Here is a 25,498-nt window from a genome sequence, read left to right on the forward strand (position 1 = left end):
GCGCCGCCGTGGGGGGCCGATCGTCGTCGGCGCGAAATCCATCACCCTGACGAACATCATTCGGGCCAGCGACGGATGGTGCGTGTCATGGACGAGGCGAGCGGACGCGGCCACCTCCCTCATGCCCACAGACAGCCTCGGCGATTCCGACCGGTCGTCGCCGAGGGACTGCCGGTTTCCCTCCCTGCCCCGGCACGGAACGGTCCTGCCCGTCACCTCCGAGGAACTGGCACGGGTATGTGCCGCGCCCAAACCCATGAGCCAGGAAGGGCCCTCCACCGGGCGGCCACCATGAGGCCGCCGCGGCAAGGCCAGTTGCCTGTCGGCTGAGCACTCCTGCTTGTAACGGCCCCCTGTCTGGACCCCAACCACCCGTGTACGGCAGGCGCCGCCTGTGAATGCGTGCCCAACCCCCCGACAGACCCTGGGTAACCAGCGGTAACTTCTGCCACGTTCCCACCGCAATCGCTTTCCCCCCAGGAGACACTCCCCCATGCGCAGACCCTTCGCCTGCCTGGCGGCCGGCTCCGCCGTTATCGGCGGACTCACCGTGGCCGCTCCGCCCGCCTCGGCCGCCGACTCGGGCAGCTTCAGCGTCCTGACCTACAACGTGGCCGGACTGCCCGAGGCCATCTCCAGCGCGCCCACGCCGCGCGAGTCCAGCACCACGACGATCGGCCAGCGCATCGCGCCGTACGACGTCGTCCATGTCCAGGAGGACTTCAAGTACCACGCCACTCTCTACGCGGCGGACACCGCACACGCCTACCGCACCGCCACCAGCGGCGGCGCCGGCATCGGCAGCGGTCTCAACACGCTCGCGAAACTCCCCTACGACGAGGACGACTTCGAGCGGGTCGGCTGGAACTCCTGCACCTACGGCTCCGGTGACTGCCTGACCCCCAAGGGCTTCACATTCATGCGTGGCGCCTCGCCGAAGGCGTCTAAGCAGTGGACCCTCAACTGACCTGCGCCACCACATCGCACGTCGTCGGACCGGTCCCATGACCGGCTCGGCGACGGACGGTGTCGTCCGCCGGTGAGTGTGAGCAATCGGTGTACGGGGGCCAGGCCGACGGGTCCGTCGACACGGGCCGTGGCACGGGCGGTGGGGGCAAGTCACCGACGCCCTCCTCACCCCTGACTGTCAGCCGGGGAAGGGCCGGGCCAGATGGCCGAGGCGTCGTCGCGGTCGGGGTCCGGCAGGCGGACCGGTCGGACCGGGACGGTGTGGGTACGGCCCTTCGACGTGACCGTCCACGGGACGGCGTGGCCGGAGTAGCACAAGGTGGTCAGGACGAAGACGCCGTCGGCGTAGACCTCGACGTACTCGCCGATGGTGAGGATACGCAGGGCCGCGGCGGGTTCGGTCAGCACCGTCTCGCCCAGCCGGCTCCCGTGGGGGCCGGTGATCCAGAGGCTCTTGCCGTCGCAGCCGACGAGCAGCGCCGGACCGCCGCCGTCGAGGGTGTCGGTGCGCAGGGTGATCTCGACCCGGCCGGTGAGGGCGACGTCGCCGACCGCGTGCAGTGCGGCCTGTTCGGTCTCCTCGCCGAGCCAGGCGTCCAGGCCGGGCCACCATTCCAGGCGGGGTGCCTCGTCCGGGGAGGTGACCAGGAGTTTGGGCTGGGCGAGCATGCCGCGGCAGCGTTCACCGGAGTCGGTGAGGTTCACGCGTCGGGGGGTGGTGTGCAGTACGACGCGGGAGCCGTCGGGCGCGGGGACGACGCGGGGGGCGTAGGAGCCGGTCGGGCCGAGCGGGCCGCGGCGGGTCCACGGGCCCCGCAGGCGTGGCGCGGTCCATGCCTCGAAACCACGCGTCGAGCCGATGGCGCCCAGCAGGAGCCAGCTGCCGTCGTCGAGACGCTCCAGGACGGGGCACTCCAACTCGTCGATGTCGCCCGGGGATATGAGCGGCGGCTGGACGGTCCAGTGCTCCAGGTCGTCCGAGGTGGCCCAGGCGACGCATCCGCCGGCCTCGACGGGCAGTGCGGCGTCGGCGGCGCAGACCACCATGACCCAGCCCTCGGACTCGTCGTCGCGCACGACGAACGGGTCGCGCCAGCCCATGCGTTCACCGGTGCGGTACCAGCGCGCATCGGCCTCGACGACAGGCCTGGTGCCGTGCCGGCGCCAGCCGGTGCCGTCGGTGCGGTCGGAGTACGCGAGACCGACCGACTGCAGCGGCCACCCCTCCGGGGTGAGGCCGAGGACACCGGTGTAGAACATGGCCATTCCGTCGCCGTGCCGGACGGGGTGCATGGTCCACACGGCCTGCTGGTCGAAGCGGCCGGGCAGACCGTTGCCGAACGCGGTGCCACGGGGCTGCCAGGAGACCAGGTCGGTGGAGGTGGCCCTGCCGTAGGAGGTCTCCATCCGCAGGTGGTCGAACTCGGCGGTCCAAGGGCCCTGCAGGTGCAGTACGGCATAGGTGCCGTCGTCGTCGCGCAGCAGGGCGAAGTCGTTCACGCAGAGGCCGGGCGGGGCGTATCGCATGCATTTCCTGTCGGCTCGCAGCGCTCAAACGCATGCGCTGAGCATTGACAACGAAGGTCTCGCTTGAGAATCGGCCCCAGTAAAACTGAACGCAAACGCTTGCGCAACAGCGAGGCCGGGTTTACGGTCTCGTCACCCACAGATCACACCGGTGTGAAGCCGAGGGAGGAAGAAGCCGTGACGGTCAGCATCACCGACGTCGCCCGCGTCGCCGGGGTCTCCGCATCCACCGTGTCCCGCGCGCTGCGCGGTCGGCCCGGAGTCTCCGACGAGGTGCGGGCGCAGATCGCGGCCGTCGCCGGCCAACTCGGCTACACCGCCTCGCGGTCGGCCTCCAGCCTGGCCAGCGGGCGCACCTTCACCATCGGGGTCGTCGCCCCGCACATCGGCCGCTGGTTCTTCGGCACCGTGCTCGACGCGGCCGAGACGGTGTTCAGCGCGGCCGGCTACGACGTACTGCTGTACAACCTGGGTTCACCGGAGGCACGCAAACGCTTCTTCACCAGACTGCCGGTGCGCAAGCGGGTGGACGCCGTCCTCTCGCTGCTCATCCCCGACCTGGAGGAGGAAGAGGCGCTGCGCTCCCTCGGAGTGCCGCTGGCCACCACCGTCGGCGGCGCCCGGGACGGCTTCACCGTGGTCGGCATCGACGACCACGCCGGTGCCACCAGCGCCGTACGGCACCTGGTCAATCTCGGCCACCGGCGCATCGGCATGATCTCCGGGGAGAGTGAGCCGCTGCACTGGACCACTCCGATCGCCCGCCGTCAGGGATACCTGGACGTGCTGGCCGAGGCCGGCATCACCCACGACCCCGCGCTGGAGGCGGACGGTGGCTACACCGTCGAGGGCGGCGAGCGGGCGATGACCGAGTTGCTCGCCGTCTCCCGCCCGCCGACCGCGGTGTTCGCGCAGTCCGACGAGATGGCGATGGGTGCGCTGCGTGCCCTGCGCCGACATCGGCTGAGGGCGCCCGACGACGTGTCCGTGATCGGCTTCGACGACCACGAACTCGCCGAGGTCGTCGGGCTGACCACCATCGCGCAGCCGGTGCCGGCGCAGGGCGCGGAGGCCGCCCGGCTGCTGCTGCGACAACTCGACGAACCGGTTGCCGAGCCGGCCCCGACAGGCCATGTGCGGATGCCCATCCGCCTGGTGCTGCGCGAGACCACCGCTCCGCCGAGCCCTCGCAGTCCTCTGTGACCGCGGCCGTCCGTCAGTCACCGGACCGGCCCTCAACGAACCCAACTCTCCACACCCGCGCACCTCTAAGCGTCGAGCACCCGAACCCTCACCCAGCACGGAGGCACCGTCCATGAACACCGGAAGCAGAAGGCTCCGCCGCACGGTCTGTACGAGTCTGGCCCTCACCCTTCCCCTGGTCGCGCTGGCCGCCTGCGGTGGAGGTGGTGGCAGCGGCGCCTCCGCCGAGGAGGGCAGCGGCAAGGGGACGATCAGCGTCTGGGCCCACCAGGGTCAGGCGAGCGAGGCCGCCGCGCTGCAGAACGCGGTGAAGTCCTTCAACTCCTCGCAGAGCGCCGTCAAGGCCGAGCTGAAACTGATCCCCGAGAACGACTACACCAAGACCATCACAGCAACCAGCGCCTCCGAGCTGCCGGACGTGGTGGAGTTCGACGGCCCGACCATGGCCAGCTTCGTCTACAACAGCAAGCTCGCCCCGATCGACGACTACGTCTCCGCCAAGACCCTCGACAACGCCACCGACGCCATCAAGGCGCAGGGCGAGATCGACGGCAAGCACTACGGCCTGGGCATGTTCGACTCCGGCCTCGGCGTGTGGGGCAACAAGAAGCTGCTGGACGCGGCCGGAGTGAAGTACCCGACGAGCGTGTCCGACGCCTGGACCGCCGCCGAGTTCACGGCCGCTCTCAAGGCACTGAAGGCCAAGGACGCCGACGGCAAGGTTCTCGACGTCTCGGAGCAGTACGGTCTGGCCTCCGAGTGGGGCACCTACGGGTTCTCCCCGGTCGTCTGGTCGGCCGGCGGTGCCCTGCTGAAGGACGGCAAGGCCGAGGGTGCCCTCGACAGCCCTCAGGTGGTCTCGGCGATGAAGACCTTCCAGTCCTGGAAGACGGATGTCGACGCCAACACCGACGGAAACGCCTTCGCCAAGGGCAGGGTGGCGTTGAGCTGGGTCGGCAACTGGACGTACCCCGCCTACAGCGAGGCTCTCGGCTACGACCTCGTCGTCCTGCCGCTGCCCGACTTCGGCAACGGCCCCAAGACCGGCCAGGGCTCCTGGGCCTGGGGCATCGGCGCCGGCACCAAGAACGCCAAGGCCGCGGGCGCCTTCCTGGACTACCTCCTCAACGACACCAACGTCGGTGCCATGACGAAGGCCAACGGCTCGGTCCCCGCCACCAAGTCCACGCTCGCCAAGAGTGAGCTGTACAAGCAGGGCGGTCCGCTCCAGCTCTTCGCCGACCAGCTCGCCAAGCCGTGCGGCGACCGTGACATCAGTAAGTCCTGCGTCGCCGTCACCCGTCCGGTGACCGCCGGATATCCCACGGTCACCGCGAAGTTCTCCCAGGCCATGAACTCGATCTACAGCGGTACGGACCCGAAGTCGGCCCTGGAGAAGGCCGCCCGCTCCATCGACCAGGACTTCTCCGACAACGCCGGATACAAGATCCCGTAGGAACCGACGGCCGGGGCGGGCCCGCGACACGCCATGCCCGCCCCGTCAGGAAAAGGACCCACACCCGTGAATACCGTGGAACCCGCGCACACCGCGGCACCGGGCGCGGAGCACGCCTCCTCCGGGCCGTCCGTGAAGCTCCCGAGGGCGGGGCGCAAGAACCGGGACTGGCTGCACGGACTGCTCATGTCGGCCCCGGCCGTCGGCGGGCTGATCGCGTTCGTCGGCATCCCCTTCGGTTACGCCGTCGTGCTCTCCTTCTACAACGTGCGGCTCGGCTCCCCGCTGGAGCCGTCCTTCTTCGGCCTGGAGCACTACCGGCGCCTGTTCACCGACCCCGACCAGTCCGGCCCGTTCCTGCGGGCACTGCTGAACAACCTGACCTTCGCCGCGGTGGTCGTCCCCCTGCAGACAGGTATCGCCCTCGGCCTCGCGATCCTGCTCAACCGCAAGCTCAAGGCCATCGGCCTGTTCCGGTCCCTGTTCTTCATGCCGGTGGTCTTCCCGATGGCGCTGGTCGCCGTGATCTGGCGGCTGATCCTCGCGCGAAGCGAGCAGGGCATGCTCAACTCCCTGCTGGACACGGTGAGTTTCGGCAACTGGGGCGCCTTCGACTGGCTCGGCGACGGGGCCACCGCGATGGCCTCGATCATCGTGCTGTCGGTGTGGCAGGGCGTGGGCTTCCAGATGGTCATCCTGCTGGCCGGCCTTCAGCAGATCCCGGGTGAGCTGTACGAGGCCGCCGACCTGGACCGCGCGAGTCGCCTGCAGCAGTTCCGGCATGTCACCCTGCCCGGCATCCGCGGCACGCTCGTCTTCGTCGCGTTGCTGACCTCGGTGATGTCCTTCCGGGTCTTCGACCAGGTGTACATCCTCATCCGCGGCGGCGGTCTGGCCGAGGACGCCGCCCGCACGGTGATGTACCAGGCCGTCACCACCGCCTTCGACCAGAACAACGTCGGCCAGGCGTCCGCGATCACCGTCGTGTTCTTCCTGATCGTCCTCGTCCTGACGATCGTCCAGCGCCGCCTCGTCCGGCCCGACAACGAGGACTGACATCCATGGCCATGACCCGCACCCCCGTGCGCCTCGTCCTCGACTACGCCGTCCTCGGAGTCCTGGCGTTCGTCTTCGCCCTGCCCGCTCTCTACCTGTTCCTGGGCAGTCTCAAGCCGTCCGACGAGGTCCTGAACGGTCTGTCCGGCTTCCTGCCCACCGACCTGTCCTTCGACAACTACTCCGCCGTCCTGAGCAGCCTCAACTCCGACAGCACCGGCTACTTCTGGCAGTTCATGGGTGTCTCGGTGCTGCTGGCCTTCGTGGTGGTGACAGGCGGGCTGTTCGTCAACTCGATGGCGGCGTACGGCCTTTCCCTGCTGACGGGACGCGGCCGACGGGCCCTGTTCACCCTCGTCCTGCTGCTGATGCTGGTCCCGTTCGAGTCGGTGGCCGTTCCGCTCTTCTACATGTTCAACGGCCAGCGCAACACGACCTACATCCAGGCGCTGCCGTTCATCGCCAACGCCTTCTCCGTCTACCAGTTCCACACGTTCTTCCGGCAGATCCCGCCGAGCATCGAGGAGGCCGCCCGGCTGGACGGCGCGGGACCGTGGCGCACCTTCTTCGCGATCATCGTCCCGATGTCGAAGCCGGTGTTCGCCTCGGTCGCGATCCTCACCTTCCTCATCCAGTGGGGCTCCTTCCTGTGGCCGGTCCTGATGGTCTCCGATCCCTCGGTGCGCCCGCTCCCCCTGGAGATCAGCGTCTTCCAGGGGCAACAGCCCCCTGACTGGGGCCAGATCCTCGCCTTCGGGGTTCTGCTCGTGCTGCCCGTACTGGTGGTCTTCGTCTTCTTCCAGCGCTGGTTCGTCCAAGGCGTGGCCAGCTCCGCGGTCAAGGGCTGAGCGAGAGCCGACGTATCCCGTCGTAGCCGAGCGACCCGGGCGGGTAAGGACCGGGGCGGCGCCCCTATGACCTGGCCGGCGAACCGGGGGACGGATCTGCCCCTTTCATCAGGGCGATCCAGCCCCCGGTCGTCCTCGTCAGGCGTAGGGGTCGAACGTGATGTCGCTCGGCTTGGCCTTGTCGAGGTGGCCGGCGAACTTGGAGTCCTGGAGGGGGAAGTTCGCGTCGCCCCAGGCGGAGGCGTTCAGCGTGTCGCGCAGGTTGGACGCCAGGTTGTCCCAGGTGAGCAGGTTCTCCTGGTGCCAGGCGCCGGTGTCGTTCTCCGGGGTCTCGCCCCACTTGGCGAAGCGGAAGGCATGGGTGCTCGCGCCGTCCTTGTGGTAGACGATCTCGACGCGCGCGCCGCTCATCGGGACGTCGGCGATCGGGTGGGTGCTGAAGCCGCCGTGCGCGGAGGCGGACAGGTAGGACGGGTTGTCCGCGCCCTGCTGGGCCCAGACGACGACGCACTCCCAGTCGTGCCGGTGCCCGATGCCCGGCGAGGCCTCGTCCTTCTCGAAGTAGCTGGCGTAGACGATCCCGCACCAGCCGTTGTTGCACTTGGCCCGCGAGTAGGTGTTGGCGTGGCCGAGGTGGCCGTCGCGGCACTCGCCGGTGACCGGGCCGGTGGGCTTGAGTCCGCCGTTGAGGTTCCCGGCCGCGTCGACGGCGGCGGCCGGGTAGCAGCTGTCCGTGTCGTAGTCGTACACGGGCTCGAAGTACTGCTGGAAGGTGGTCGCGTTCTCGGGAAGGTTCTGCAGGACTCCCGCGGAGGCGCTGAAGGGCAGGGCGACAGTCAGGACGACTGCGCTGCCGACGACGGCGGCGGCTCTGGCGGGGCGAAAGGTCCGTCCGCTGCTGACGACTCGGGGCAAGGGGGGCTCCAGTCTTCGATCCGTTCATCCCGGACATGACATCCGGGTCGGGATGGAGACTGGCAGGCCGAGCGATCGATGGAAGGGCTTTCTGCCGAACTCACAGCGGCTCTTGACCCAACGGATCGGCGCGGGCGACCGCGCCGCACCGGCGGGCGAGCGGGTGTCTCGCCGGAGGCCAGTTGCCCGGCCGGTCAGCCGGTCGGCCCCCGCCCAGCTTGATCACCCGCCCATGAATGCTCACCGTCCGGTCGAGCGCTGCGCCATGTGCGTGCGGACGTCCCCACCCCTCGATGACCGAAGGCCGTCACCCGGTTTCGGCGCGGTAGTGTCCACCGGCGGTGGACGCCGCCGCGGATCGGCTGCGGCACATCATCGCCGAGCAGCCGACCAGTGCGGACCCACAGCCCCGGGGCTGCCGGTCCGGGGCTGCCTGTCCTGCGTGTGGCCACCGGCTCGCCGTACGCAGGACCGCCGAAGTACAGGCCGCCGCCGACATGCTCGGTGGCCTCGATGTCCCCTCTTGATCACGCCAGTCGGCAGAGACCCGCTGCACCGACTGTCCTGCGGGGAGGAGTACGGGGGTGACGTGTCGCGCCATGCTGCGAAGGGCCCGAGAGACCTTCCTGCTCGGCGCTCGCGAGCCGGACCTGCCTCTCGAACCGGCCGTTCCCGTGGTCGACACGCCAACCGGGTACCCAAGGAAGCGGCCCCTTCGGGCAGTCGACCTCCCGCGCCGTCGCCGAAGGTCCCAAACAGAACGACGAGCGCCCGCCCCAGCCTGCTCAGCAGCCACCACTACTGCACCGCCCTGCTGCCGGCGACATCAAACCCCTCTCCGAGTCCCCGACCCCACAGATCCCGACCCCGCCCCGAAACGCGATGAGCGGCCCCCGTCCGCGGTTCCTGGACGGCGACGCAGCGCCCCACCGACCCGACGCACCAGGAGTCGCGGTCCGGTGGTTCCCGTAGGACAACCTCAGCCCACGGCTACGGCTACGGCTCCACGGCGGCCAGTACCGGAACCAATCCACCTCCCCGATCCTTCATCGAACCGGTTCGCCGAAGCTAGCACCGAGGAAACCGGTCAGCAATCCCCTCGACATGAGTCTCGTGGGCCGGACACAGTCGGCCCACCCGGCCGGGCCGGGGTGTTCCCATCCACCGAATCTGCTCCCCAGCCCGTCGGCGAACAGGTGCACACCCAGGCAAGACAGACATTACTGCCCCACACGCCCACGTTTCCGGGCCGTTACAGGAAATGCGGTGAGAGGCGTTGACACTCGTTCGAGTTACTCCTACCTTCACTTCACGCGAACCGGTTCGACGGTCAGCGCCTGGCCGATTTCGTTCCCGAAATCATCGAACCGGTTCGATTCTCTCTCGGCAAGGAGTCCCGTGAACATCGGTGAGATCGCCCGGCGGGCCGGTGTCTCGCGAAGCACCGTGTCCTACGCCCTGAGCGGGAAACGCCCCGTGTCCGAGGACACCCGCCGGAAGATCCAGCAGGTCATCGACGAGCTGGGCTACCAGCCCAACGCGAGTGCACGGGCCCTGGCCAACGGCCGGACCAGCACCATCGGTCTGGTCTTCCCGCCGGCCGGGAACCACTACACCGGTATGCAGCTCGACTTCATCGGCAGTGTCACCGAGGCCGCAGCCGCGTACGACTACGACGTGCTGCTGTCGCCGAGCGGCGTGGACAGCGACCGGTCGTTCCAGCGGCTGCTGGGCGAGCGGCGGGTCGACGGCGCGATCCTGATGGAGATCCGGCTGCAGGACGACCGGCTCGACCATCTCACCGCGGTGGATTTCCCCTCCGTCACCATCGGCCGCACCGCCCGGCCGGAGGGCAGCTGGTGGGTGGGCCTGGACCACACGGCGCTGGCTGCGGCCTGTGTGCACCACCTCGCCGATCTGGGGCACCGCCGGATCGCCTTCGTCAACCGGCCCGAGCAACTGCTGCGGGCCGGGTACGAGTCGGCCCAGCGTGGGCTGGACGGGTTCACCAAGGCCGCGGCGGAACGCGGCCTCACCGTCCGGACGTACTGCTGCGGGGACGACGCCACGTCCGGCCTGACCTGTCTGGAACGGATCCTGTACGACGACCCCGCCACCACAGCACTGGTGACGCTGAACGAGGCCGCGCTCGGCGGCTTCTACCGGGGGCTGGCCCAGGCCGGCCGCCATGTGCCCCGCGACTTCTCCGTCACCGGAGTGGTGGCCGGCAGGTGGGCGGAGGCGGTGACCCCGCAGCTCACCGCGGCGGACGTGCCGGCGGAACAGATGGGCCGCCTCGCCGTCGACCTGCTCGTCCAGCGGCTCGACCACCCCGAGACACCGGCACGGAATCACCTGCTGGCGCCGCCGATCTCGTTGCGAGCGAGCACCGGACCCGTCGGCGCCGGACCCGCCGACCTGGCCCCGGACTTCGGCACGCCCACCCACCCCTGACCCTCGCCCCGCCCGCTCCTCCTCCTCAGCCTCAGCGCCATGTACCCGGTCGGCCAAGAAGCCCACCGCGCGGACTCAGCAAGCCCAGCAGCCCTCGATCACCCTCCTACGGCACACCTGTGTCGATCCCAGGGCACACCCGTGCCAAAACCCATGAGGAACACGCCATGAACCGATCCGCCAGAAGCCGTCTCACCGCCGCAGCCCTGACCGTCGCCGCCGTCACCGTCGGTGCAACCGCCTGCTCCTCCGGCTCGGGCGGCACCTCCACGAAGGCCGCGGACGGCGGCACGTACACGATCTGGGACCCGTACCCGCAGTTCGACAAGAGCTCGGCCTGGGCGAAGCTGCTGGCCGGCTGCGGCACCGAGGCCGGCGTGAAGATCAAGCGGACCTCGTTCGACACCAGTGACCTGACGAACAAGGCACTGCTTGCGGCCCAGCAGGACAACTCCGCGGACGTGCTCATCGTCGACAACCCGGTCGTGTCGACCCTGGCGGAGGCGGGCGTGCTGACCACGACCGACGACAACAAGCTGGACACCTCGCAGGCAAGCCCCAACCTCCTCGCGGCCGGCCAGTCGGGCGGGAAGACGTATGGCACGCCGATAGGCGCGAACACCCTTGCCCTGTACTACAACAAGGCCGTGCTGAAGGAGGCCGGAGTCGACATCGCCTCGGTCAAGGACTGGAAGTCGCTGACCGCGGCGCTCGCGAAGGTCAAGGCGGCGGGCAAGAAGGGCATCACGTTCTCCGCGATCGGCACGGAGGAGGGCAGCTTCCAGTTCCTGCCCTGGTTCTGGGGCTCCGGCGCCCAGCTGACCGCACTCGACTCCGACAGGGCCGTCTCCGCGCTGTCTCTGTGGAAGACCTGGCTGGACAAGGGCTACGCCCCCAACTCGGTCATCAACAACACCCAGACGACCAGTTGGCAGGAGTTCGCGAGCGGCGACTACGCGTTCAGCGAGAACGGCACCTGGCAGCTCGCCAACGCCGACAAGGCCGGCTTCGAATACGGGGTCATCCCCGTCCCGGCCGCCACGGGAGGCGACGCCGCGGCCCCGACGGGCGGTGAGTTCGTCACGATCCCGGTGCAGGGCGACACCGGCCGCTACGCCACTTCGCAGAAGCTCGTCTCCTGCCTGACGAACAGCCAGAACCTGCTCGACACCGACACGACGCTGTCCTACGTGGCCCCCACCACGGAGGTCCAGGACAAGCAGGTGGCCGCCAACCCGAACCTCCAGCCCTGGGTCGACGCGGTCAAGGCCGCCAAGGGGCGCACCAGCGACGACCTGGGCACCAAGTACCCGAAGATCTCGGAGCAGTTGTGGAAGGCGGTCCAGTCCGCCCTCAGCGGGTCGGCGTCGCCGAAGGACGCCCTCGACTCGGCACAGTCCGCCGTCAAGTAGCCAGGACTCCGACCAGCCGATGAAGCACACGACACAGTCGCCGGACCGTCGGCCGGTGCAGAGCCGGAACGGGGCGGCGACCGCCGCCCCGCCCCCGGCCCGTACCACGACCCGACGCCGGCCGGCCTCCCAGCAGTGGGCCGCCTGGGCCTTCCTCACCCCGGTCACCCTCTACCTCGTTCTCTTCTACGCCTATCCCCTCTACCGCAACATCGACCTGAGCCTGCGCAACTACACGGTCCGCTCCTTCGTCCAGGGCGACGCGCCGTTCACGGGCCTGGCCAACTACCGGACCGTCTTCGACGACCCGACCTTCGCCCCCGCCCTGCTGCACACCGTGGTGTTCACCACCGTGTGCCTGGTCCTCCAGTACGCGATCGGCCTGGCGCTCGCCGTCTTCTTCCACCAGCACTTCCCGCTCTCCGCCACCCTGCGCGCCCTGTTCCTGGTCCCCTGGCTGCTGCCGCTCATCGTGTCGGCCTCCACCTGGTCGTGGATGCTCAACAGCGACTCCGGCATCGTCAACGCCACCCTGCACGCCGTCGGCATCGACCCGGTGAACTGGCTGACCTCACCGTCCTGGGCGCTGACCTCGGTGATCATCGCGAACATCTGGATCGGCGTCCCCTTCAACCTGGTCGTGCTCCACAGCGGTCTGCAGTCCATCCCCACCAGCCTGTACGAGGCCGCCGCCCTCGACGGCGCGAACGCGTGGCAGCGCTTCTGGCGCATCACCTTCCCGCTCCTGCGCCCGGTGTCCGCCATCACCCTGCTCCTGGGCCTCGTCTACACGCTCAAGGTCTTCGACATCATCTGGATCATGACCAAGGGCGGCCCTGCCGACTCCTCCACCACCTTCGCCACCTGGTCCTACCAACTCGGCTTCGGCAACCTGCTGCCCGCCTTCGGCCCCGGAGCGGCCGTCGGCAACCTGCTCGTCGTCGCCGCCCTGGTCTTCGGCCTGATCTACGTGCGGGTCCAGCGAAAGCAGGCCATGTCATGACAGGAATCGCCATGAACCGACGCGGCCGTACGTGGAGCAAGACGACCGTCGGCGGGCGCACCTGGGGAAAGACGGCCCTGGGCCTCCTGCTGACCGCGGTCATGCTCTTCCCGGTCTACTGGATGCTCAACGTGTCCTTCACCCGCGACCAGGACATGCGCAAGTCCCCGCCGGACCTGTTCCCCGCCCACGCCACCCTGGAGGGCTACCGGGCCGTCATCGACCAGCAGCTGCCCTACCTCGGCACCAGCCTCGTCATCGGCCTCGGCACGGTGGCCCTGACCGTGGCACTGGCCGCGCCCGCCGGCTACGCGCTGGCCAAACTGCGTCCCCGCGGCGGCGGAATCCTCAACTTCGTCCTCCTGGCCGCCCAGATGATCCCCGGCATCATCATGGCGATGGGCTTCTACGCCATCTACCTCAGCCTCGGTCTGCTCCAGTCCGTCCCCGGCCTGATCGTCGCCGACTCCACCCTCGCCGTCCCCTTCGCCGTGCTCATCTTCACCGCGTTCATGTCGGGCATCCCCGGCGAGCTCCTCCAGGCCGCGAAGACCGACGGCGCCGGGCCGCTGCGCACCTTCTGGTCGATCGTCCTGCCGATGAGCCGCAACTCGATCGTCACGGTGTCCCTGTTCGCGTTCCTGTGGTCCTGGTCCGACTTCGTCTTCGCCAGCACCCTGGTCAACGGCGGCGCCCACGAGCCGATCACCCTGGGCATCTACCACTACATCGGCAACAACAACCAGCAGTGGAACGCCATCATGGCCACCGCGGTCGTGGCCTCGCTGCCGGCCGCGGTGATCCTCGTCCTGGCCCAGCGCTACGTCGCCGCCGGCGTGACCGCCGGTGCGGTCAAGGACTGAACCCTTCTCCGCAGCCGCCACCGGTCTCCCCCCTCTCGCCGGTACCGCGACGCCATGCCCGCGCGCGACGCGCCGGGGGAGGTTCCACCGCTCCGGCAGACCCCGGCCCCACCCACGAAGAAACGAGTAACTCCTCATGACCGCCGCCCGATCCGGCCCGGCCTTCGCCATCCATGACATTCCGTTCAGCACCTACGGATCGTGGTTCGACATCTCACCCGTGGTGGCGGAGAAGACCTACGCCGAGGACCTTCACCTGGTCTCCCACCAGAACGGCATGCACGCGGTCCTGCGTCTGGTCCCCCTCGACGTGGCGACGGGCGACCGGGCCGAGACCCAGGTGGAGACGACACCCGGCCTGCTCAGCTGGACCGGGGCGGGCGGGCGGGTCGAACTCGCCTACGCGGCGCCCGACACCGTACGTCTGCGCGGCGACGGCCTGGGCCTGCGCGTCACCGCGGCGGCCGAGGCCCTGACCCCCTTCTCCGGCACCTACTTCTTCCGCGACCCGGTGGACGGCGCCCACGTCTTCACCTCGTACGAGACCGGGCGCCGCTACCGGATCACCGTGCTGACCGGCGCCGCCGAGGTCTCGGGTACCCAGGACCTGGGCAGTGCCGAGCGCGGTCTCATGGTCACCGCCGGCGCCGGCCCCGACGGAACATGGGAGATCGCCGTCGAGGAACTCGACAACACGCGCCGGCCGTACACCGCGTCGTCGACGTTCAGCCAGGTCGTGGCGGCGGCGGAGCGCGCCTTCGGGGACTTCGCCGACGCGGTGGCGCCCTGGCGCTCGTCCGAGACCCCGGCCGCCGAACTCGCCGCGTACGTCCTGTGGTCGGCGGTGGTCGACCCGGCGGGTTTCGTCACCCGTCCCGCGGTGCTGATGTCCAAGCACTGGATGGACAAGGTCTGGAGCTGGGACCACTGCTTCAACGCCCTCGCGCTGGCCCCTGGGTCCCCCGCGCGGGCCTGGGACCAGTTCTCGCTGCCCTTCGACCACCAGGACGACAGCGGGGCCCTGCCGGACTCGATCACCCACTCCGAGATCCTCTACAACTTCGTCAAACCACCCATCCACGGCTGGACCCTGAACCACCTGCGCCGACGCCTCCCCGACCCCGTCGGCCGGGCGGAGCTCACCGAGACCTACCGCCGGCTGGAACGCTGGACCGACTTCTGGCTCACCGCGCGGCGCGCGCCGGGGGCCGCTTTGGCCCACTACCAGCACGGCAACGACAGCGGCTGGGACAACGCCACCACCTTCGACCCCGAGCGGGTGATCGTCACCGCCGATCTGGCCGCCTTCCTCACCCTCCAGCTGCGTGAACTCGCCGGTCTGGCCGCCGAACTGGGCCTTCCCGAGGATGCCCGCCGCTGGACACGCACCGCCGACGCGACCCAGACGGCGATGCTCGACGAGCTGTGGACCGGAGAACGGTTCGTCGCCCGCTCGGCCCAGGACGGCAGCACCTGGAGCAGCTCCAGCCTGCTCGATCTGATGCCGATCGTGCTGGGTGAGCATCTGCCGGAGGGCGTCAGCTCCGTGCTGGCCGACCGCATCGGGGCACACCTGACCGCGTACGGCCTGGCCACCGAGCTGCCTGCCTCACCGCACTACCTGCCCGACGGTTACTGGCGCGGGCCGATATGGGCCCCCGCCACCGTCCTCATCGAGGACGGTCTGCGCCGTGCCGGCCACCAGGGCCTCGCGGACGAGATCAGCGCCCGCTTCCGCGCCCTGTGCGAGACCAGTGGCTTCGCGGAGAACTTCGACGCCCTGACCGGGGCGGGCCTCCGTGACCGCGCCTACACCTGGACCGCCAGCAGCTACCTCCTCCTCGCCGAGGCCCACGAGCTCCGCCGCGCCGCGAAGACCGCGTCGGTCGGCGGATGACAGACCACCCGGGCGTCACGCCCGGGCCGCACTTCCCCTAAGAGACCCGCACATGCACACGCCCCGTATCCTTCCCCCGCCGGGACACACCGCCAGAACCGGCACCGGCGGAAGCCGTCGCCTCCGCGTCTTCCCCACGATCGCCGCACTGTGCGTGTCGCTGGCCGCCGTCACCCTCCCCACCACCGCGGCACAGGCCGCGGACACCACGGTCAGCGTCGACTTCGCCACCGCAGGAGGTGCCCCCGGCCATGGGGCCTCGGGCACGATCTACGGGATGACCGTGGACGGTTCGCTGCCGCAGGACCACTTACAAGGACATCAAGTGGAAGCTCATGCGGGCCGGCGGCGCCCAGCTCAACAGCGGCGGCTACGGCACCAGTGTGGCCGCCTACCAGACCCGCTGGGCCGCCACGCTCACCCAGTACAGCGGAGGGCCTGCGCGCCAACTGGGCCTCCGCCGGCAACCTGAACGACTTCCAGGCCAATCTGCTCACCAAGACCGGCAACCAGTACCTGCCCCTGGGTGAGTGGTTCCTGTACCGCTACTACGGCTCCCAGACCGGCAACATCGTCAACGTCATCCCGGGCAGCGGCACCGACGCCCTGGCCACCAAGGACAACACCGCCAGGAACGCCAAGATCCTGCTCGGCAGCAACGCAACACCGGCAACGTCACCGTCGGCCTCAGCCGGCTCGACACCACCTCGGTCGTCGAGAACGGCCGGGTCCGTGCGATCGTCCAGCGCATACCGAACAACGGGGGCGGTGCCGTGAGCGGCCCGGTCACCGTCTCCGACCAGACCCTGACCGTCAGCGGCAACGCCTCCTCCGTCAACGTCCCGTGGACGGACTCCAAGGACGGCTACACCGTGACCCTGCTCCCGCCGTCCAACACCGCGATCTCCACGGTCGCCGTCGCCCAGCACAGCAACCAGTGCCTGGACGACACCAACCTGTCCACCGCCAACGGCACGCAGTACCAGCAGTACCACTGCGAGGGCGGCTACCAGCAGATGTTCGACTTCAAGCCGGTGAGCGGCAAGCCGAACACCTACACCGTGGTCAACCAGCACAGCGCCAAGTGCCTGGACGTTGCAGGCGCCTCCACCACCGACGGCGCCGCGGTCGTCCAGAACACCTGCGGCAGCGGGACCACCCAGCAGTTCGCGCTTCACCCGGTGACCGCACTCGGCAACGGCAAGGACTACCAGCTGGTGTCTGCGCACAGCGGCAAGTGCGTCGACGTCAGCGAGATCTCCACCACGCCCGGCGCGAAGATCCACCAGTGGACCTGTGACGCCGCAAGTGCCCTGGCCACCAAGAAGAACCAGATCTGGCGTCTGCCCGGCAAGGCGTGACCAGCACCGGATCCCGCTGAGTCTGCCGGCCGCACCCACGGCAACAGGCCATCGGCGTTCTCGGGTCCGGTGACACACGACGCTGTGCAACTCCGTGAGGGGCAGTCGAATGATCCCGGCTGCCCCTGACCTCTTCTTCGGCGGTCCGGCGTCACGCTCCGGACCAGCGGACAGGAGCATCAGGGCGGTACGGAGATCCGTAGCGCCCGCGAGGACGCCGATGACGTCCGGCTGCTTGGCGGCCAAGCGGATCACACGTCCGGACGGCGACGCGCCTCATGACGAGGTCACCCGCCATGCGCACGACCAGGATGGCGACCGTGAAGGCGGTAGGGATCCCGGCAGCCGAAGCGGCGTTCGCTCCAGCGGTGTCGGCGGCACAGATGGCGGTCGCCAGCAGCAGAAGCCCGAAGGTCGCGGTGCTGATGGCCAGTTGCACTTCTGGAGTCACCCCCGGTGCAGCGGACGCCGAACCCAGCAGGCCGCCGACGAGCACCCTGCCGCTCCAGGCGTGGAAGAACGGCGCCGTGCGCCGAAGCGGGTGGCAGACCCTCACGGGTCCAGGCGTTCCGTCGGCCGGGTGGGTTGTCAGTGGTGGCAGGCAGGATGACGGGTATGACAACACCAGCTGCAGTGATCGTGGATGCCACCGCCTACGCGCAAGCGGTCGAGGACGCGACGAAGGCGTCGGCCGCCTACTACACGGGCGGCACCTCCGTGCTCGACGACGACGCCTACGACCGGCTGGTGCGCGGCATCGCGGCATGGGAGGCCGGCCATCCCGAGCAGGTGCTGCCCGATTCGCCGACCGGGAAGGTTGCCGGCGGCGCCGTGGACGGAGATGTCCCGCACACGGTCGCGATGCTGAGCCTGGACAACGTCTTCTCCCCCGATGAGTTCACCGCCTGGACGACGTCGCTGGCCAGACGTATCGGCAACGACGTCACCCGTTTCAGTGTCGAGCCGAAGCTCGACGGGCTCGCGATCGCCGCCCGTTACACCCAGGGTCGCCTCACCCGGCTGATCACACGCGGCGACGGGACGGCGGGGGAGGACGTCTCGCACGCCATCGGCACCATCGAGGGTCTGCCCGCCGAGCTCGCGGAACCGGTGACGGTCGAGGTGCGCGGCGAAGTTCTCATGACCACCGTCCAGTTCGAGTACGCGAACACCGCACGGACCACGCACGGCGGCCCGCCGTTCGCGAACCCGCGCGGCGCCTCGGCCGGCACCCTGCGAGCCAGGGACCGCGCCTACACCGTGCCGATGACGTTCTTCGGGTACGGGCTGCTCCCCATGCCGGGTACCGAGAAGGCGCTGGCCGGTCGGCTGGGTGAGCTCGCGCACAGTGACCTCATGGCCCTGGCCGGCGAGCTCGGGGTGAACACCACCATGACCACCGCTGTGCCGGGCATCACCGCCGACACCGTCGAGCAGGTGCTGGCCCGCGTCAAGGAGATCGCCGCGCTGCGGGCTGAGTTGCCGTTCGGGATCGACGGGATCGTCATCAAGGCCGACCTCGCCGCCGACCAGCAGACCGCCGGATCGGGGTCGAGGGCCCCGCGCTGGGCGATCGCCTACAAGCTCCCCGCCGTGGAGAAGATCACCCGCCTGCTGGCGGTGGAGTGGAACGTGGGCCGCACCGGGATCATCGCCCCGCGCGGCGTGCTGGAGCCGGTCGAGATCGACGGCGCCACCATCACCTACGCCACGCTCCACAACCCCGGCGACATCACCCGCCGCGACCTGCGTCTGGGCGACCACGTCATGGTCCACCGCGCCGGCGACGTCATCCCGCGCGTCGAAGCCCCTGTCGCCCACCTGCGCACCGGAGACGAGCAGCCCATCGTCTTCCCCGAGGTGTGTCCGCGGTGCGGGGCCGGCATCGACACCAGCGAGCAGCGCTGGCGGTGCGAGAACGGCCGTAACTGCCATCTGGTGGCTGCGCTCTCCTACGCCGCCGGCCGGGACCAGCTCGACATCGAAGGCCTTGGCCACACCCGTGTGGTCCAGCTCGTGGACGCCGGGCTGGTGAAGGATCTCGCCGACCTGTTCGCCCTCACCCGGGACCAGTTGCTCGGCCTGGAGCGGATGGGTGAGACGAGTACGGACAATCTCCTCGCCGCGATCGGCGCGGCGAAGGAGCAGCCGCTGTCGCGGGTGCTGTGCGCGCTCGGGGTGCGCGGCACCGGCCGCTCCATGTCCCGCCGGATCGCCCGGTACTTCGCCACCATGGACAACATCCGTACCGCAGACGCCGACACGATGCGGCAGGTCGAGGGCATCGGCGCCGAGAAGGCCCCCTCCATCGTCACCGAACTCGCCGAACTCGCCCCGCTCATCGACAAACTCGCCGCGGCCGGGGTGAACATGATCGAGCCCGGTGCCACCCCACCCGCCCCTGCTGTCGACGGCACCGATGACATCGCGGAGGCCCCTGAGCGGACGGATGGGCCGCTGACCGGGATGTCGGTCGTGGTGACCGGAGCGATGACCGGCGTGCTGGAGAAGCTCAGCCGCAACCAGATGAACGAACTCATCGAACGGGCCGGGGGCCGCTCCTCCTCCAGCGTCTCGAAGAAGACCAGCCTGGTCGTCGCCGGCGACGGTGCCGGATCCAAACGCGCCAAGGCCGAAACCCTCGGCATCCGACTGACCACCCCTGACGAATTCGCCGCCCTCATCACGGACTACGTCGACTGACCGGACTCCCGGTGTCGCAGGGTGCGCCGGCTCACACGGCGTTGGGTGCCAACGGCGGAACATCCAGTGGCGGTTGCCCGTTCTTCTGTATGTGGCTGCGGAGGGGACAGTGTCCCCGGGCCTCACCTATAGCCCATGGGGAAGATCGTTCGGCTGAAGCCCCATGGAGCCTCTCGCCGCGAGGCGACCGCCCTCCGCACGCCACCACCTACCGCCCCGGCTGGTCTCCCCCGTCCAGCCGGGGCTTCGTCCGTACCGCAGCGGTCCTTCGACGGCGAGCGCCGTATGCCGTGTACACCATCCCTACGGCTTCCGCGCCGACACCCGCCACATCAGCGTGGCGCCGCCACCCTCGGGATTGCCGAGGTCCCCGCCGTGGCCGGAGCGCTCTGTACAAGCACCTCGGGCCGGAGGAACCCGACGCCTCCACCGGCCTGATGGACCTGAGCGGGACGGAACTCCCCGACGGCGCCACGGCGTTCCCGCTCGGCCCGCTGCCCTTCACGCACGAGGTACGCGGACAACTCCTCCACGCCGGGGTCCCGGCGACGCAGCCGCCAAGGGGGCTTCGGACCCGCCCTCTGACTGCCCGACACGAGGGCCCGAGGAGGCGAAGGGCACGGAGGTCATCGACCGGCTCCAGGACTGGCTGCGCCACCACACCCACGGGGCCACCCGCACCTGGACCTGCGGGAACAGGGGGAACAGGGGGAACAGGGGGACACGAGGGTCAGCGAATGCGGGAGGGGCAGCGATCCCCCCGCAGCGGCGCCCGCCGGTGTCCTTCATCACCCGGGCCAGGAGATCACCGAGGATGCGGGTCGGCTCGGGCAGGGTGGTGCCGGGCTTGTCGACGGTCACGGCGAACTCGTCCAGCGGTGCGACGGGCAGGTCGCGCAGGAGCAGACCGCCGTTGGCGTACGGGGTGGCACCGAGCCGTTTGGTGCCGTCGGGGACGCAGGCGAGGACGTCTGCGGCAGGGCTGCCGTCCCGGGCCGAAGAGCTCCTGGGGCCGGTACGAGCGCAGCCAGGTCTCCAACTGCCGCAGGCGGTCGGGGTTCTCCGGAAGACGTCGGCTGGGGGTCATCCGGCGGCGGAACGGGTTCGGGTGACGGGTACCCGGCTGGTCGAGAGCAAGCCCACCCAGGGGGACTGGTACGACAACGACATCTCCGAGGCACTCCGGTACGCCGTGGAAGGCGACGGCAAGCGCCGGGCGCGGTGGCCGGGATCCGCCACCTGCGGCCGTGCGCGCACTTCCACGGGGTCACGTCCGCTCGGGTACGCCGGGCAACTCACCGCATGCGCGGAGTGGTCATGCGAAAGCCCGGGATGTCCGGGTGGAGGAGCATGACGCCCCGAAGATCACCGAGCCCACCCGTCACATCGCCGCCTATGGCGTTGCGTCTGACACTGCGTCAGACTTGCCCTCCCCCTGGCACCTTGACGCAAGAGAAGAGAGGTCTCTCATGGCTGCAACTCAACGCAGGAGCCGGAGAATCATGATGACGCCGGCGGAGCTGGACGAGTTCCTCGCCACCCAGCGCATGTGCCGAGTGGCCACCGTCTCGAGGGACGGTGCTCCGCATGTCAGTGCCCTCTGGTTCGCATGGGACGGCACCTCGTTGTGGCTGTATTCCATCGTGCGCAGCAAGCGATGGGCCGACCTTCGCCACGACCCGCGCGTCGCTGTCGTCGTCGACTCAGGCGAGGGGTACGGCGAACTGCGCGGGGTCGAACTGTCGGGCGCCGTGGAGTTCGTGGGCGAGATCCCCCGCAGCGGAGAACCCTGCGCCGAACTCGACGCGTTGGAGCCGGTGTTCGCCCGCAAGAACTTCGGTCTGGAGGCGATGCCGCACGACGGTCGGCATGCGTGGACCCGCCTGACTCCTTCGAAGACCGTCTCCTGGGACTTCCGCAAGCTGTAGAACCCCGCGTCCTGCCTGCCGGCCAGATGACGTTCGGGGACTCCCATGGCCGTTGGGCCGGACGCCGTGGCCGTTGCCTCCCGGAGCGGGCTCCCCCATATACCCTCACTGATACATCAACCTGCGCTCCCACACCCCCGCCCACGCTTTCCTCCACATTGCGCAAGAAGCGTAGGACGTGGACAACGACGGGCACCTCTTCGACGGAATGTCAGTACGAACGTTTCCGCTCTGGGCGTCGAACGAATCGGCCTCTCTTATCTGCACCGCGCCGACGTGCCCTGCCCGACCGGGGAAAGCGTCTCAACTCTCGAAGAAATGCGGAGAGAAGGGAAATCCGGGCGGATCGTGATTTCCCATGCGACTGCGTCTCGGAGTCGGCCTGGAATAACGATTTCCTCCGTGTACGCCGATGACTCTGTCGCCCAGGTGGGGCCGCCCGTATGATTGATGGCCAACGACCACGTTCGGCGCCCGGCGCCCCCCTGCGGCTGTCCGGTCGGGACAGACGGCTGGAGTACCTCGGCGTCGGCCGGGCACCTGGTTGTTCGGGCTCGTTCAGCAGCCCATGACGTTCCGCAATCATGGTCCAGTGGGAGATTCGGCGTGACACTCGGCGGCATACCTGCACCCCCCGCTCGCGACACCGCGCTTGATGCGGAAGCGCGCAAGCGGCGCCTGCGCCGTCGCCTGGAGCGACTGATAGGCGTGGCCGCCACCGAAGGCAACGAGCTGGTGCCCCTGCGCAACGGTGACGAGATCTTTCCCGCGATGCTCGGGGCGATCCGGTCGGCTCGGCACACCATCGACATGATGACGTTCGTTTACTGGCGTGGTCAGATCGCCCACGACTTCGCCGCCACCCTGGCCGACCGTGCCCGCGAGGGGGTACGTGTGCGACTGCTGCTCGACGGCTTCGGCGCCCAGAGGATCGAGCGGCGTTTGCTGGACCTCATGAGCACCGCGGGTGTCGAAGTGGCCTGGTTCCGCAAACCCGCATGGCTGTCACCGTTCAAGCAGAATCACCGCTGCCACCGCAAGGCCCTCGTCATCGACGAGCACACCGCCTTCACCGGCGGCGTCGGCATCGCGGAGGAATGGTGCGGCAATGCGCGCAACCCTTCCGAGTGGCGGGACACCCATGTCCAGGTACGCGGTCCGGCGGTCGACGGCATCGCTGCCGCGTTCGCGCAGAACTGGGCCGAGTGCCACAACGAACTCTTCGACGACCGTGACCGCTTCACGGACCAGCCGCAGGCCGGCTCGTCGGTGGTGCAGGTCGTTCGCGGCTCCGCGAGTATCGGCTGGCAGGACATGCAGACTCTGATCCGGGTCATGCTCAGCTCCGCCGAGGAAAGCTTCCGGCTGGCCACCGCCTACTTCGCTCCGGACCCCTATTTCATCGACCTGCTGTGCGAAACCGCTCGTCGCGGCGTGCGTGTCGAGATCCTGTTGCCCGGGCCTCACACCGACCAGCGCGCCTGTCAGCTCGCCGGTCAACACCACTACACACGCCTGCTGCAGGCCGGTGTGCGCATCCGTGAGTACCAGCCGACCATGATGCACGCCAAGACCATCACCGTGGACTCGGTTGCCACTCTCATCGGATCCACCAATTTCAACCGTCGGTCCATGGATCACGACGAAGAGGTGATGCTCGCCGTGCTGGACGAGGAGTTCACCGCTTCGCTCGAACGGGACTACGAGGCGGACCTCAAGAACAGTGTGGACATCGACGTCACTCGATGGAGGCGGCGAACGATGGTGCAACGCGTCAAGGAAGCCGCAGTAACCCCGCTGCGGCGCTTCCTGTGAGCTCAGAGTCCGGGCCCTTCTCCCCTACGGCACGGCTCCCCTACGGCCTGGCGGTTCCCGCCCGGGAGCCCGGTTCTGACGGGGGTTCACTCCGCCCACAGCACTTCTGACGCACGCGTTCAAGCCGCCCCGCGTACAAGGTCCGTATCGGCGTCGCCGCGGCCGGGAGTCACCCAAGGGACTTCCCCGGCCTCGCGCGCGTCGGCCGGGCGCGCGGCCGGCGGCGAGGCCGGGGACGGGTACAGGGCAGGAGGTCGCACGGGTTCCAGCGCGCGTGCCCGTCCCGCCCCCGACTGCCAGACGACTACCCCTGCCGCCGTTCGCGACTCCTGTGTACGGTGCAGCGTCCTCCACCCCGATCCATCCCCTCCACGTCCGGCATACGACGGGGCCCGGCCGCCATGTCGGCCGGGCCCCGGGATGAAGCCTCGCGTGCGGGTCAGATCAGATCAGGTCACCATCGGTACCAGCGGCCTCGGCCGCCACCGGCGGTGCTGGAGCGCATGACGAACCCCAGAAGCCACAGCACCAGAACAGCGACGGCTACCCACCAGAGAATCTTGACGGCGAAGCCGACACCGAAGAGGAGCAGGGCGAGGAGCAGAACAATCAACAGGGGAACCATGGCTATCAACCTCCTGCACCGTCGACTTCCCTGCAATTCCACGGCCATTCACCGATGAATCCGTGTTTATGAAGAGAATGCGGGGGCACTAGCGAGTTACCGCGACCGCGGTACACGATCTAGCAGGAGGTGCTTTTCCATGACTGCCGGCGAGAAGGCCAAGGCAAAGATCGAGCAGGCCGAGGGCAAGGCCAAGGAAGCCGTGGGAAGCGCCATCGGAAACGACCGTCTGGCCGCTGAGGGTCAGGTGGAAAAGAGCACGGGTGATGCCCGTGAGGCCAAGGAAAAGGTGAAGGACGCCTTCAAGCGCTAACTGCGCTTTCTCCCCTGAGAACCACGAAAGGGGCCTGCCCGGCGCGCTTCCGGGAAGGCCCCTTTTCGGGGATGTCGCCCGCTGGAGCGGTAATCCGATACACACAGTCGGGCGGCGGCACACGAAGGCCTGGACAAGTGACCGGAAAACGGAGGGTGGGAGCATCCGCGCCATGGATGATGCAGACGGTCACGGTCATACGGCTCGCTGGTGGACGGCACTGCGCCGGACGCCGGTGGCCGTCTGGAACGACGACGTCACGGACTGGGCCGCCGCGCTGACCTATTACGCGGTTCTGGCCCTCTTCCCGTTGCTGCTGGTGATCCTCTCGATCCTCGGTCTCGCCATGCCCACGGCCAAACCCGAGGTCATCGACCGTATGACGCAGGCCGTCCCGGTCGAGTCCCGCGCTCTGCTGCGGAGCACCCTGCGGGAGATGGCAGGACAGTCGTCAGCGGCATGGACGTTGATCTTCGTCGGAGGGACGGGAGCCCTGTGGTCGGGATGGAGCTACCTGAGCGTCTTCCGCCGGGCGATGTACTCCATGCACCGCATCGACGCGGACCGGCCGGTCTGGCGTACTGCTCCGCGCATCCTCGTCACGGCCCTGGTCCTGGTCACCCTGCTCCTCATGTCGACCCTCGCGTTGCTGCTCACCGGCAACCTGGCCCGGCGTCTGAGCGCGGCACTGGATCTGGGCACCGGACTCCAGTCGACGTGGGACGCACTGCGGTGGTCGGTGATAGCGGTCGTCGCCGTCGCCCTGGTGCTCGTCCTGTACCGTTCGGGCCCATCGCTCGCTCGCCCTGTCGGCCGGATGGCACCCGGCGGCACATTGGCGGTCGCGCTCCTGCTGGCCGTCTCACTCGGCTTCGCCGTCTACACATCACATGTCAGCACCTACGACCGGCTGTACGGCTCGCTGGCAGGCATCGTGGTCTTCCTGGTCTGGCTGTGGCTGTCGAACCTGGCACTTCTGGTCGGCGCCCAGTTCAACGCGGAGCTCGCGAAGCCGGAACAGGGGGAATGACCCGGTCTTCCGCGTTGCCTGCCTGAGGCAGACGGCCGCCCGTTGCCTCGGGCCGGATCCCTTGGACGCGACTGCGGGATCCTGCACGACCGGCAGGATCCCGCTGGGTCACTACTCACT

The 25,498-nt window shown here is 69.0% G+C and carries 20 protein-coding genes and 1 pseudogene; 18 read left to right on the forward strand and 3 right to left on the reverse strand.

The genetic code is table 11. The annotated features are described in order from the left end of the window. Window positions 1-493 precede the first annotated feature (493 nt). Window positions 494-945 (forward strand): annotated as a pseudogene (locus IEY89_RS21680) (exonuclease/endonuclease/phosphatase family protein); the annotation flags it as partial. Window positions 946-1,134: 189 nt separating this feature from the next. On the opposite strand, the gene IEY89_RS21685 reads toward IEY89_RS21680, so the two are convergent. Continuing rightward, window positions 1,135-2,496: a glycoside hydrolase family protein gene (locus tag IEY89_RS21685; protein WP_189149112.1), complete on the reverse strand. Its 1,362-nt coding sequence runs from the start codon at window positions 2,494-2,496 to the stop codon at window positions 1,135-1,137. A 177-nt stretch (window positions 2,497-2,673) separates the two neighbouring features. Between IEY89_RS21685 and IEY89_RS21690 the strand changes: the two genes are divergently transcribed. The 4 genes from IEY89_RS21690 (at window position 2,674) to IEY89_RS21705 (ending at window position 7,059) form a co-directional block, all read left to right on the forward strand. Then, on the forward strand, window positions 2,674-3,699 hold the full coding sequence (locus IEY89_RS21690; RefSeq protein ID WP_189149113.1) for a LacI family DNA-binding transcriptional regulator: 1,026 nt from the start codon (window positions 2,674-2,676) through the stop codon (window positions 3,697-3,699). Between the two features lie 112 nt (window positions 3,700-3,811). Next, window positions 3,812-5,155 carry an ABC transporter substrate-binding protein gene (locus IEY89_RS21695; RefSeq protein WP_189149114.1) on the forward strand — a complete coding sequence of 448 codons (1,344 nt, stop codon included), beginning with the start codon at window positions 3,812-3,814 and terminating at the stop codon, window positions 5,153-5,155. A 66-nt stretch (window positions 5,156-5,221) separates the two neighbouring features. Further along, on the forward strand, window positions 5,222-6,211 hold the full coding sequence (locus IEY89_RS21700) for a carbohydrate ABC transporter permease (protein WP_189149115.1): 990 nt from the start codon (window positions 5,222-5,224) through the stop codon (window positions 6,209-6,211). A 5-nt stretch (window positions 6,212-6,216) separates the two neighbouring features. Beyond that, on the forward strand, window positions 6,217-7,059 hold the full coding sequence (locus tag IEY89_RS21705) for a carbohydrate ABC transporter permease (RefSeq protein ID WP_189149116.1): 843 nt from the start codon (window positions 6,217-6,219) through the stop codon (window positions 7,057-7,059). A gap of 138 nt (window positions 7,060-7,197) precedes the next feature. On the opposite strand, the gene IEY89_RS21710 is transcribed toward IEY89_RS21705, so the two are convergent. Continuing rightward, window positions 7,198-7,974, reverse strand: a complete 777-nt coding sequence (locus IEY89_RS21710; protein WP_189149117.1) for an NPP1 family protein — start codon at window positions 7,972-7,974, stop codon at window positions 7,198-7,200. 1,398 nt (window positions 7,975-9,372) lie between these two features. Here IEY89_RS21710 and IEY89_RS21715 point away from each other — a divergent pair. The 11 genes from IEY89_RS21715 (at window position 9,373) to IEY89_RS21760 (ending at window position 23,410) form a co-directional block, all read left to right on the forward strand. Beyond that, complete coding sequence (locus tag IEY89_RS21715; protein WP_189149118.1) at window positions 9,373-10,428, forward strand: LacI family DNA-binding transcriptional regulator; 1,056 nt, start codon at window positions 9,373-9,375, stop codon at window positions 10,426-10,428. Between the two features lie 167 nt (window positions 10,429-10,595). Then, on the forward strand, window positions 10,596-11,840 hold the full coding sequence (locus IEY89_RS21720) for a sugar ABC transporter substrate-binding protein (protein WP_189149119.1): 1,245 nt from the start codon (window positions 10,596-10,598) through the stop codon (window positions 11,838-11,840). A gap of 19 nt (window positions 11,841-11,859) precedes the next feature. Next, window positions 11,860-12,843: a carbohydrate ABC transporter permease gene (locus IEY89_RS21725; protein WP_189149120.1), complete on the forward strand. Its 984-nt coding sequence runs from the start codon at window positions 11,860-11,862 to the stop codon at window positions 12,841-12,843. 11 nt (window positions 12,844-12,854) lie between these two features. After that, window positions 12,855-13,706, forward strand: coding sequence for a carbohydrate ABC transporter permease (locus tag IEY89_RS21730; protein ID WP_189149198.1), 852 nt, complete (start codon window positions 12,855-12,857; stop codon window positions 13,704-13,706). Window positions 13,707-13,842: 136 nt separating this feature from the next. Continuing rightward, entirely contained in the window at window positions 13,843-15,603 is a 1,761-nt protein-coding gene (locus IEY89_RS21735) for an amylo-alpha-1,6-glucosidase (RefSeq protein WP_189149121.1), read from the forward strand. A gap of 381 nt (window positions 15,604-15,984) precedes the next feature. Further along, entirely contained in the window at window positions 15,985-16,380 is a 396-nt protein-coding gene (locus IEY89_RS40790; RefSeq protein WP_229695348.1) for a hypothetical protein, read from the forward strand. Beyond that, window positions 16,377-16,964 carry an RICIN domain-containing protein gene (locus IEY89_RS40795; protein WP_229695349.1) on the forward strand — a complete coding sequence of 196 codons (588 nt, stop codon included), beginning with the start codon at window positions 16,377-16,379 and terminating at the stop codon, window positions 16,962-16,964. Before IEY89_RS40790 ends, IEY89_RS40795 begins: the two co-directional genes overlap by 4 nt. 615 nt (window positions 16,965-17,579) lie before the next feature. Further along, on the forward strand, window positions 17,580-19,667 hold the full coding sequence (ligA, locus tag IEY89_RS21745) for an NAD-dependent DNA ligase LigA (protein ID WP_229695350.1): 2,088 nt from the start codon (window positions 17,580-17,582) through the stop codon (window positions 19,665-19,667). Window positions 19,668-21,136: 1,469 nt separating this feature from the next. Beyond that, complete coding sequence (locus IEY89_RS21750) at window positions 21,137-21,595, forward strand: pyridoxamine 5'-phosphate oxidase family protein (RefSeq protein WP_189149123.1); 459 nt, start codon at window positions 21,137-21,139, stop codon at window positions 21,593-21,595. A 45-nt stretch (window positions 21,596-21,640) separates the two neighbouring features. Further along, window positions 21,641-22,042, forward strand: coding sequence for an aldo/keto reductase (locus IEY89_RS41950; protein WP_189149124.1), 402 nt, complete (start codon window positions 21,641-21,643; stop codon window positions 22,040-22,042). 159 nt (window positions 22,043-22,201) lie between these two features. After that, window positions 22,202-23,410 carry a phospholipase D-like domain-containing protein gene (locus tag IEY89_RS21760; RefSeq protein WP_373287274.1) on the forward strand — a complete coding sequence of 403 codons (1,209 nt, stop codon included), beginning with the start codon at window positions 22,202-22,204 and terminating at the stop codon, window positions 23,408-23,410. Window positions 23,411-23,864: 454 nt separating this feature from the next. Here the strand turns inward: IEY89_RS21760 and IEY89_RS21765 are convergent, their stop codons facing one another. Further along, a complete protein-coding gene (locus IEY89_RS21765) occupies window positions 23,865-24,035 on the reverse strand; it encodes a hydrophobic protein (protein WP_189149125.1) in 171 nt (56 codons plus the stop codon). 139 nt (window positions 24,036-24,174) lie between these two features. Here IEY89_RS21765 and IEY89_RS21770 point away from each other — a divergent pair, with 139 nt between their 5' ends. Beyond that, window positions 24,175-24,348, forward strand: coding sequence for a CsbD family protein (locus IEY89_RS21770; RefSeq protein WP_189149126.1), 174 nt, complete (start codon window positions 24,175-24,177; stop codon window positions 24,346-24,348). Between the two features lie 172 nt (window positions 24,349-24,520). Continuing rightward, entirely contained in the window at window positions 24,521-25,378 is an 858-nt protein-coding gene (locus tag IEY89_RS21775) for a YihY/virulence factor BrkB family protein (RefSeq protein WP_189149127.1), read from the forward strand. Window positions 25,379-25,498 lie beyond the last annotated feature (120 nt).

The sequence above is a fragment of the Streptomyces lacrimifluminis genome (assembly GCF_014646095.1).
Classification (GTDB): Bacteria; Actinomycetota; Actinomycetes; order Streptomycetales; family Streptomycetaceae; genus Streptomyces; species Streptomyces lacrimifluminis.

Bases quoted from the DNA above. Each gene is read 5' to 3' on its own strand.
- IEY89_RS21750 (WP_189149123.1), top strand. From the start codon at position 21,137: ATGGCTGCAACTCAACGCAGGAGCCGGAGAATCATGATGACGCCGGCG.
- IEY89_RS21765 (WP_189149125.1), bottom strand. From the start codon at position 24,035: ATGGTTCCCCTGTTGATTGTTCTGCTCCTCGCCCTGCTCCTCTTCGGT.
- IEY89_RS41950 (WP_189149124.1), top strand. From the start codon at position 21,641: ATGGCCGTTGGGCCGGACGCCGTGGCCGTTGCCTCCCGGAGCGGGCTC.
- IEY89_RS21705 (WP_189149116.1), top strand. From the start codon at position 6,217: ATGGCCATGACCCGCACCCCCGTGCGCCTCGTCCTCGACTACGCCGTC.
- IEY89_RS21685 (WP_189149112.1), bottom strand. From the start codon at position 2,496: ATGCGATACGCCCCGCCCGGCCTCTGCGTGAACGACTTCGCCCTGCTG.
- IEY89_RS21775 (WP_189149127.1), top strand. From the start codon at position 24,521: ATGGATGATGCAGACGGTCACGGTCATACGGCTCGCTGGTGGACGGCA.
- IEY89_RS21770 (WP_189149126.1), top strand. From the start codon at position 24,175: ATGACTGCCGGCGAGAAGGCCAAGGCAAAGATCGAGCAGGCCGAGGGC.
- ligA (WP_229695350.1), top strand. From the start codon at position 17,580: ATGACAACACCAGCTGCAGTGATCGTGGATGCCACCGCCTACGCGCAA.
- IEY89_RS21725 (WP_189149120.1), top strand. From the start codon at position 11,860: ATGAAGCACACGACACAGTCGCCGGACCGTCGGCCGGTGCAGAGCCGG.
- IEY89_RS21695 (WP_189149114.1), top strand. From the start codon at position 3,812: ATGAACACCGGAAGCAGAAGGCTCCGCCGCACGGTCTGTACGAGTCTG.
- IEY89_RS21735 (WP_189149121.1), top strand. From the start codon at position 13,843: ATGACCGCCGCCCGATCCGGCCCGGCCTTCGCCATCCATGACATTCCG.
- IEY89_RS21730 (WP_189149198.1), top strand. From the start codon at position 12,855: ATGAACCGACGCGGCCGTACGTGGAGCAAGACGACCGTCGGCGGGCGC.
- IEY89_RS21720 (WP_189149119.1), top strand. From the start codon at position 10,596: ATGAACCGATCCGCCAGAAGCCGTCTCACCGCCGCAGCCCTGACCGTC.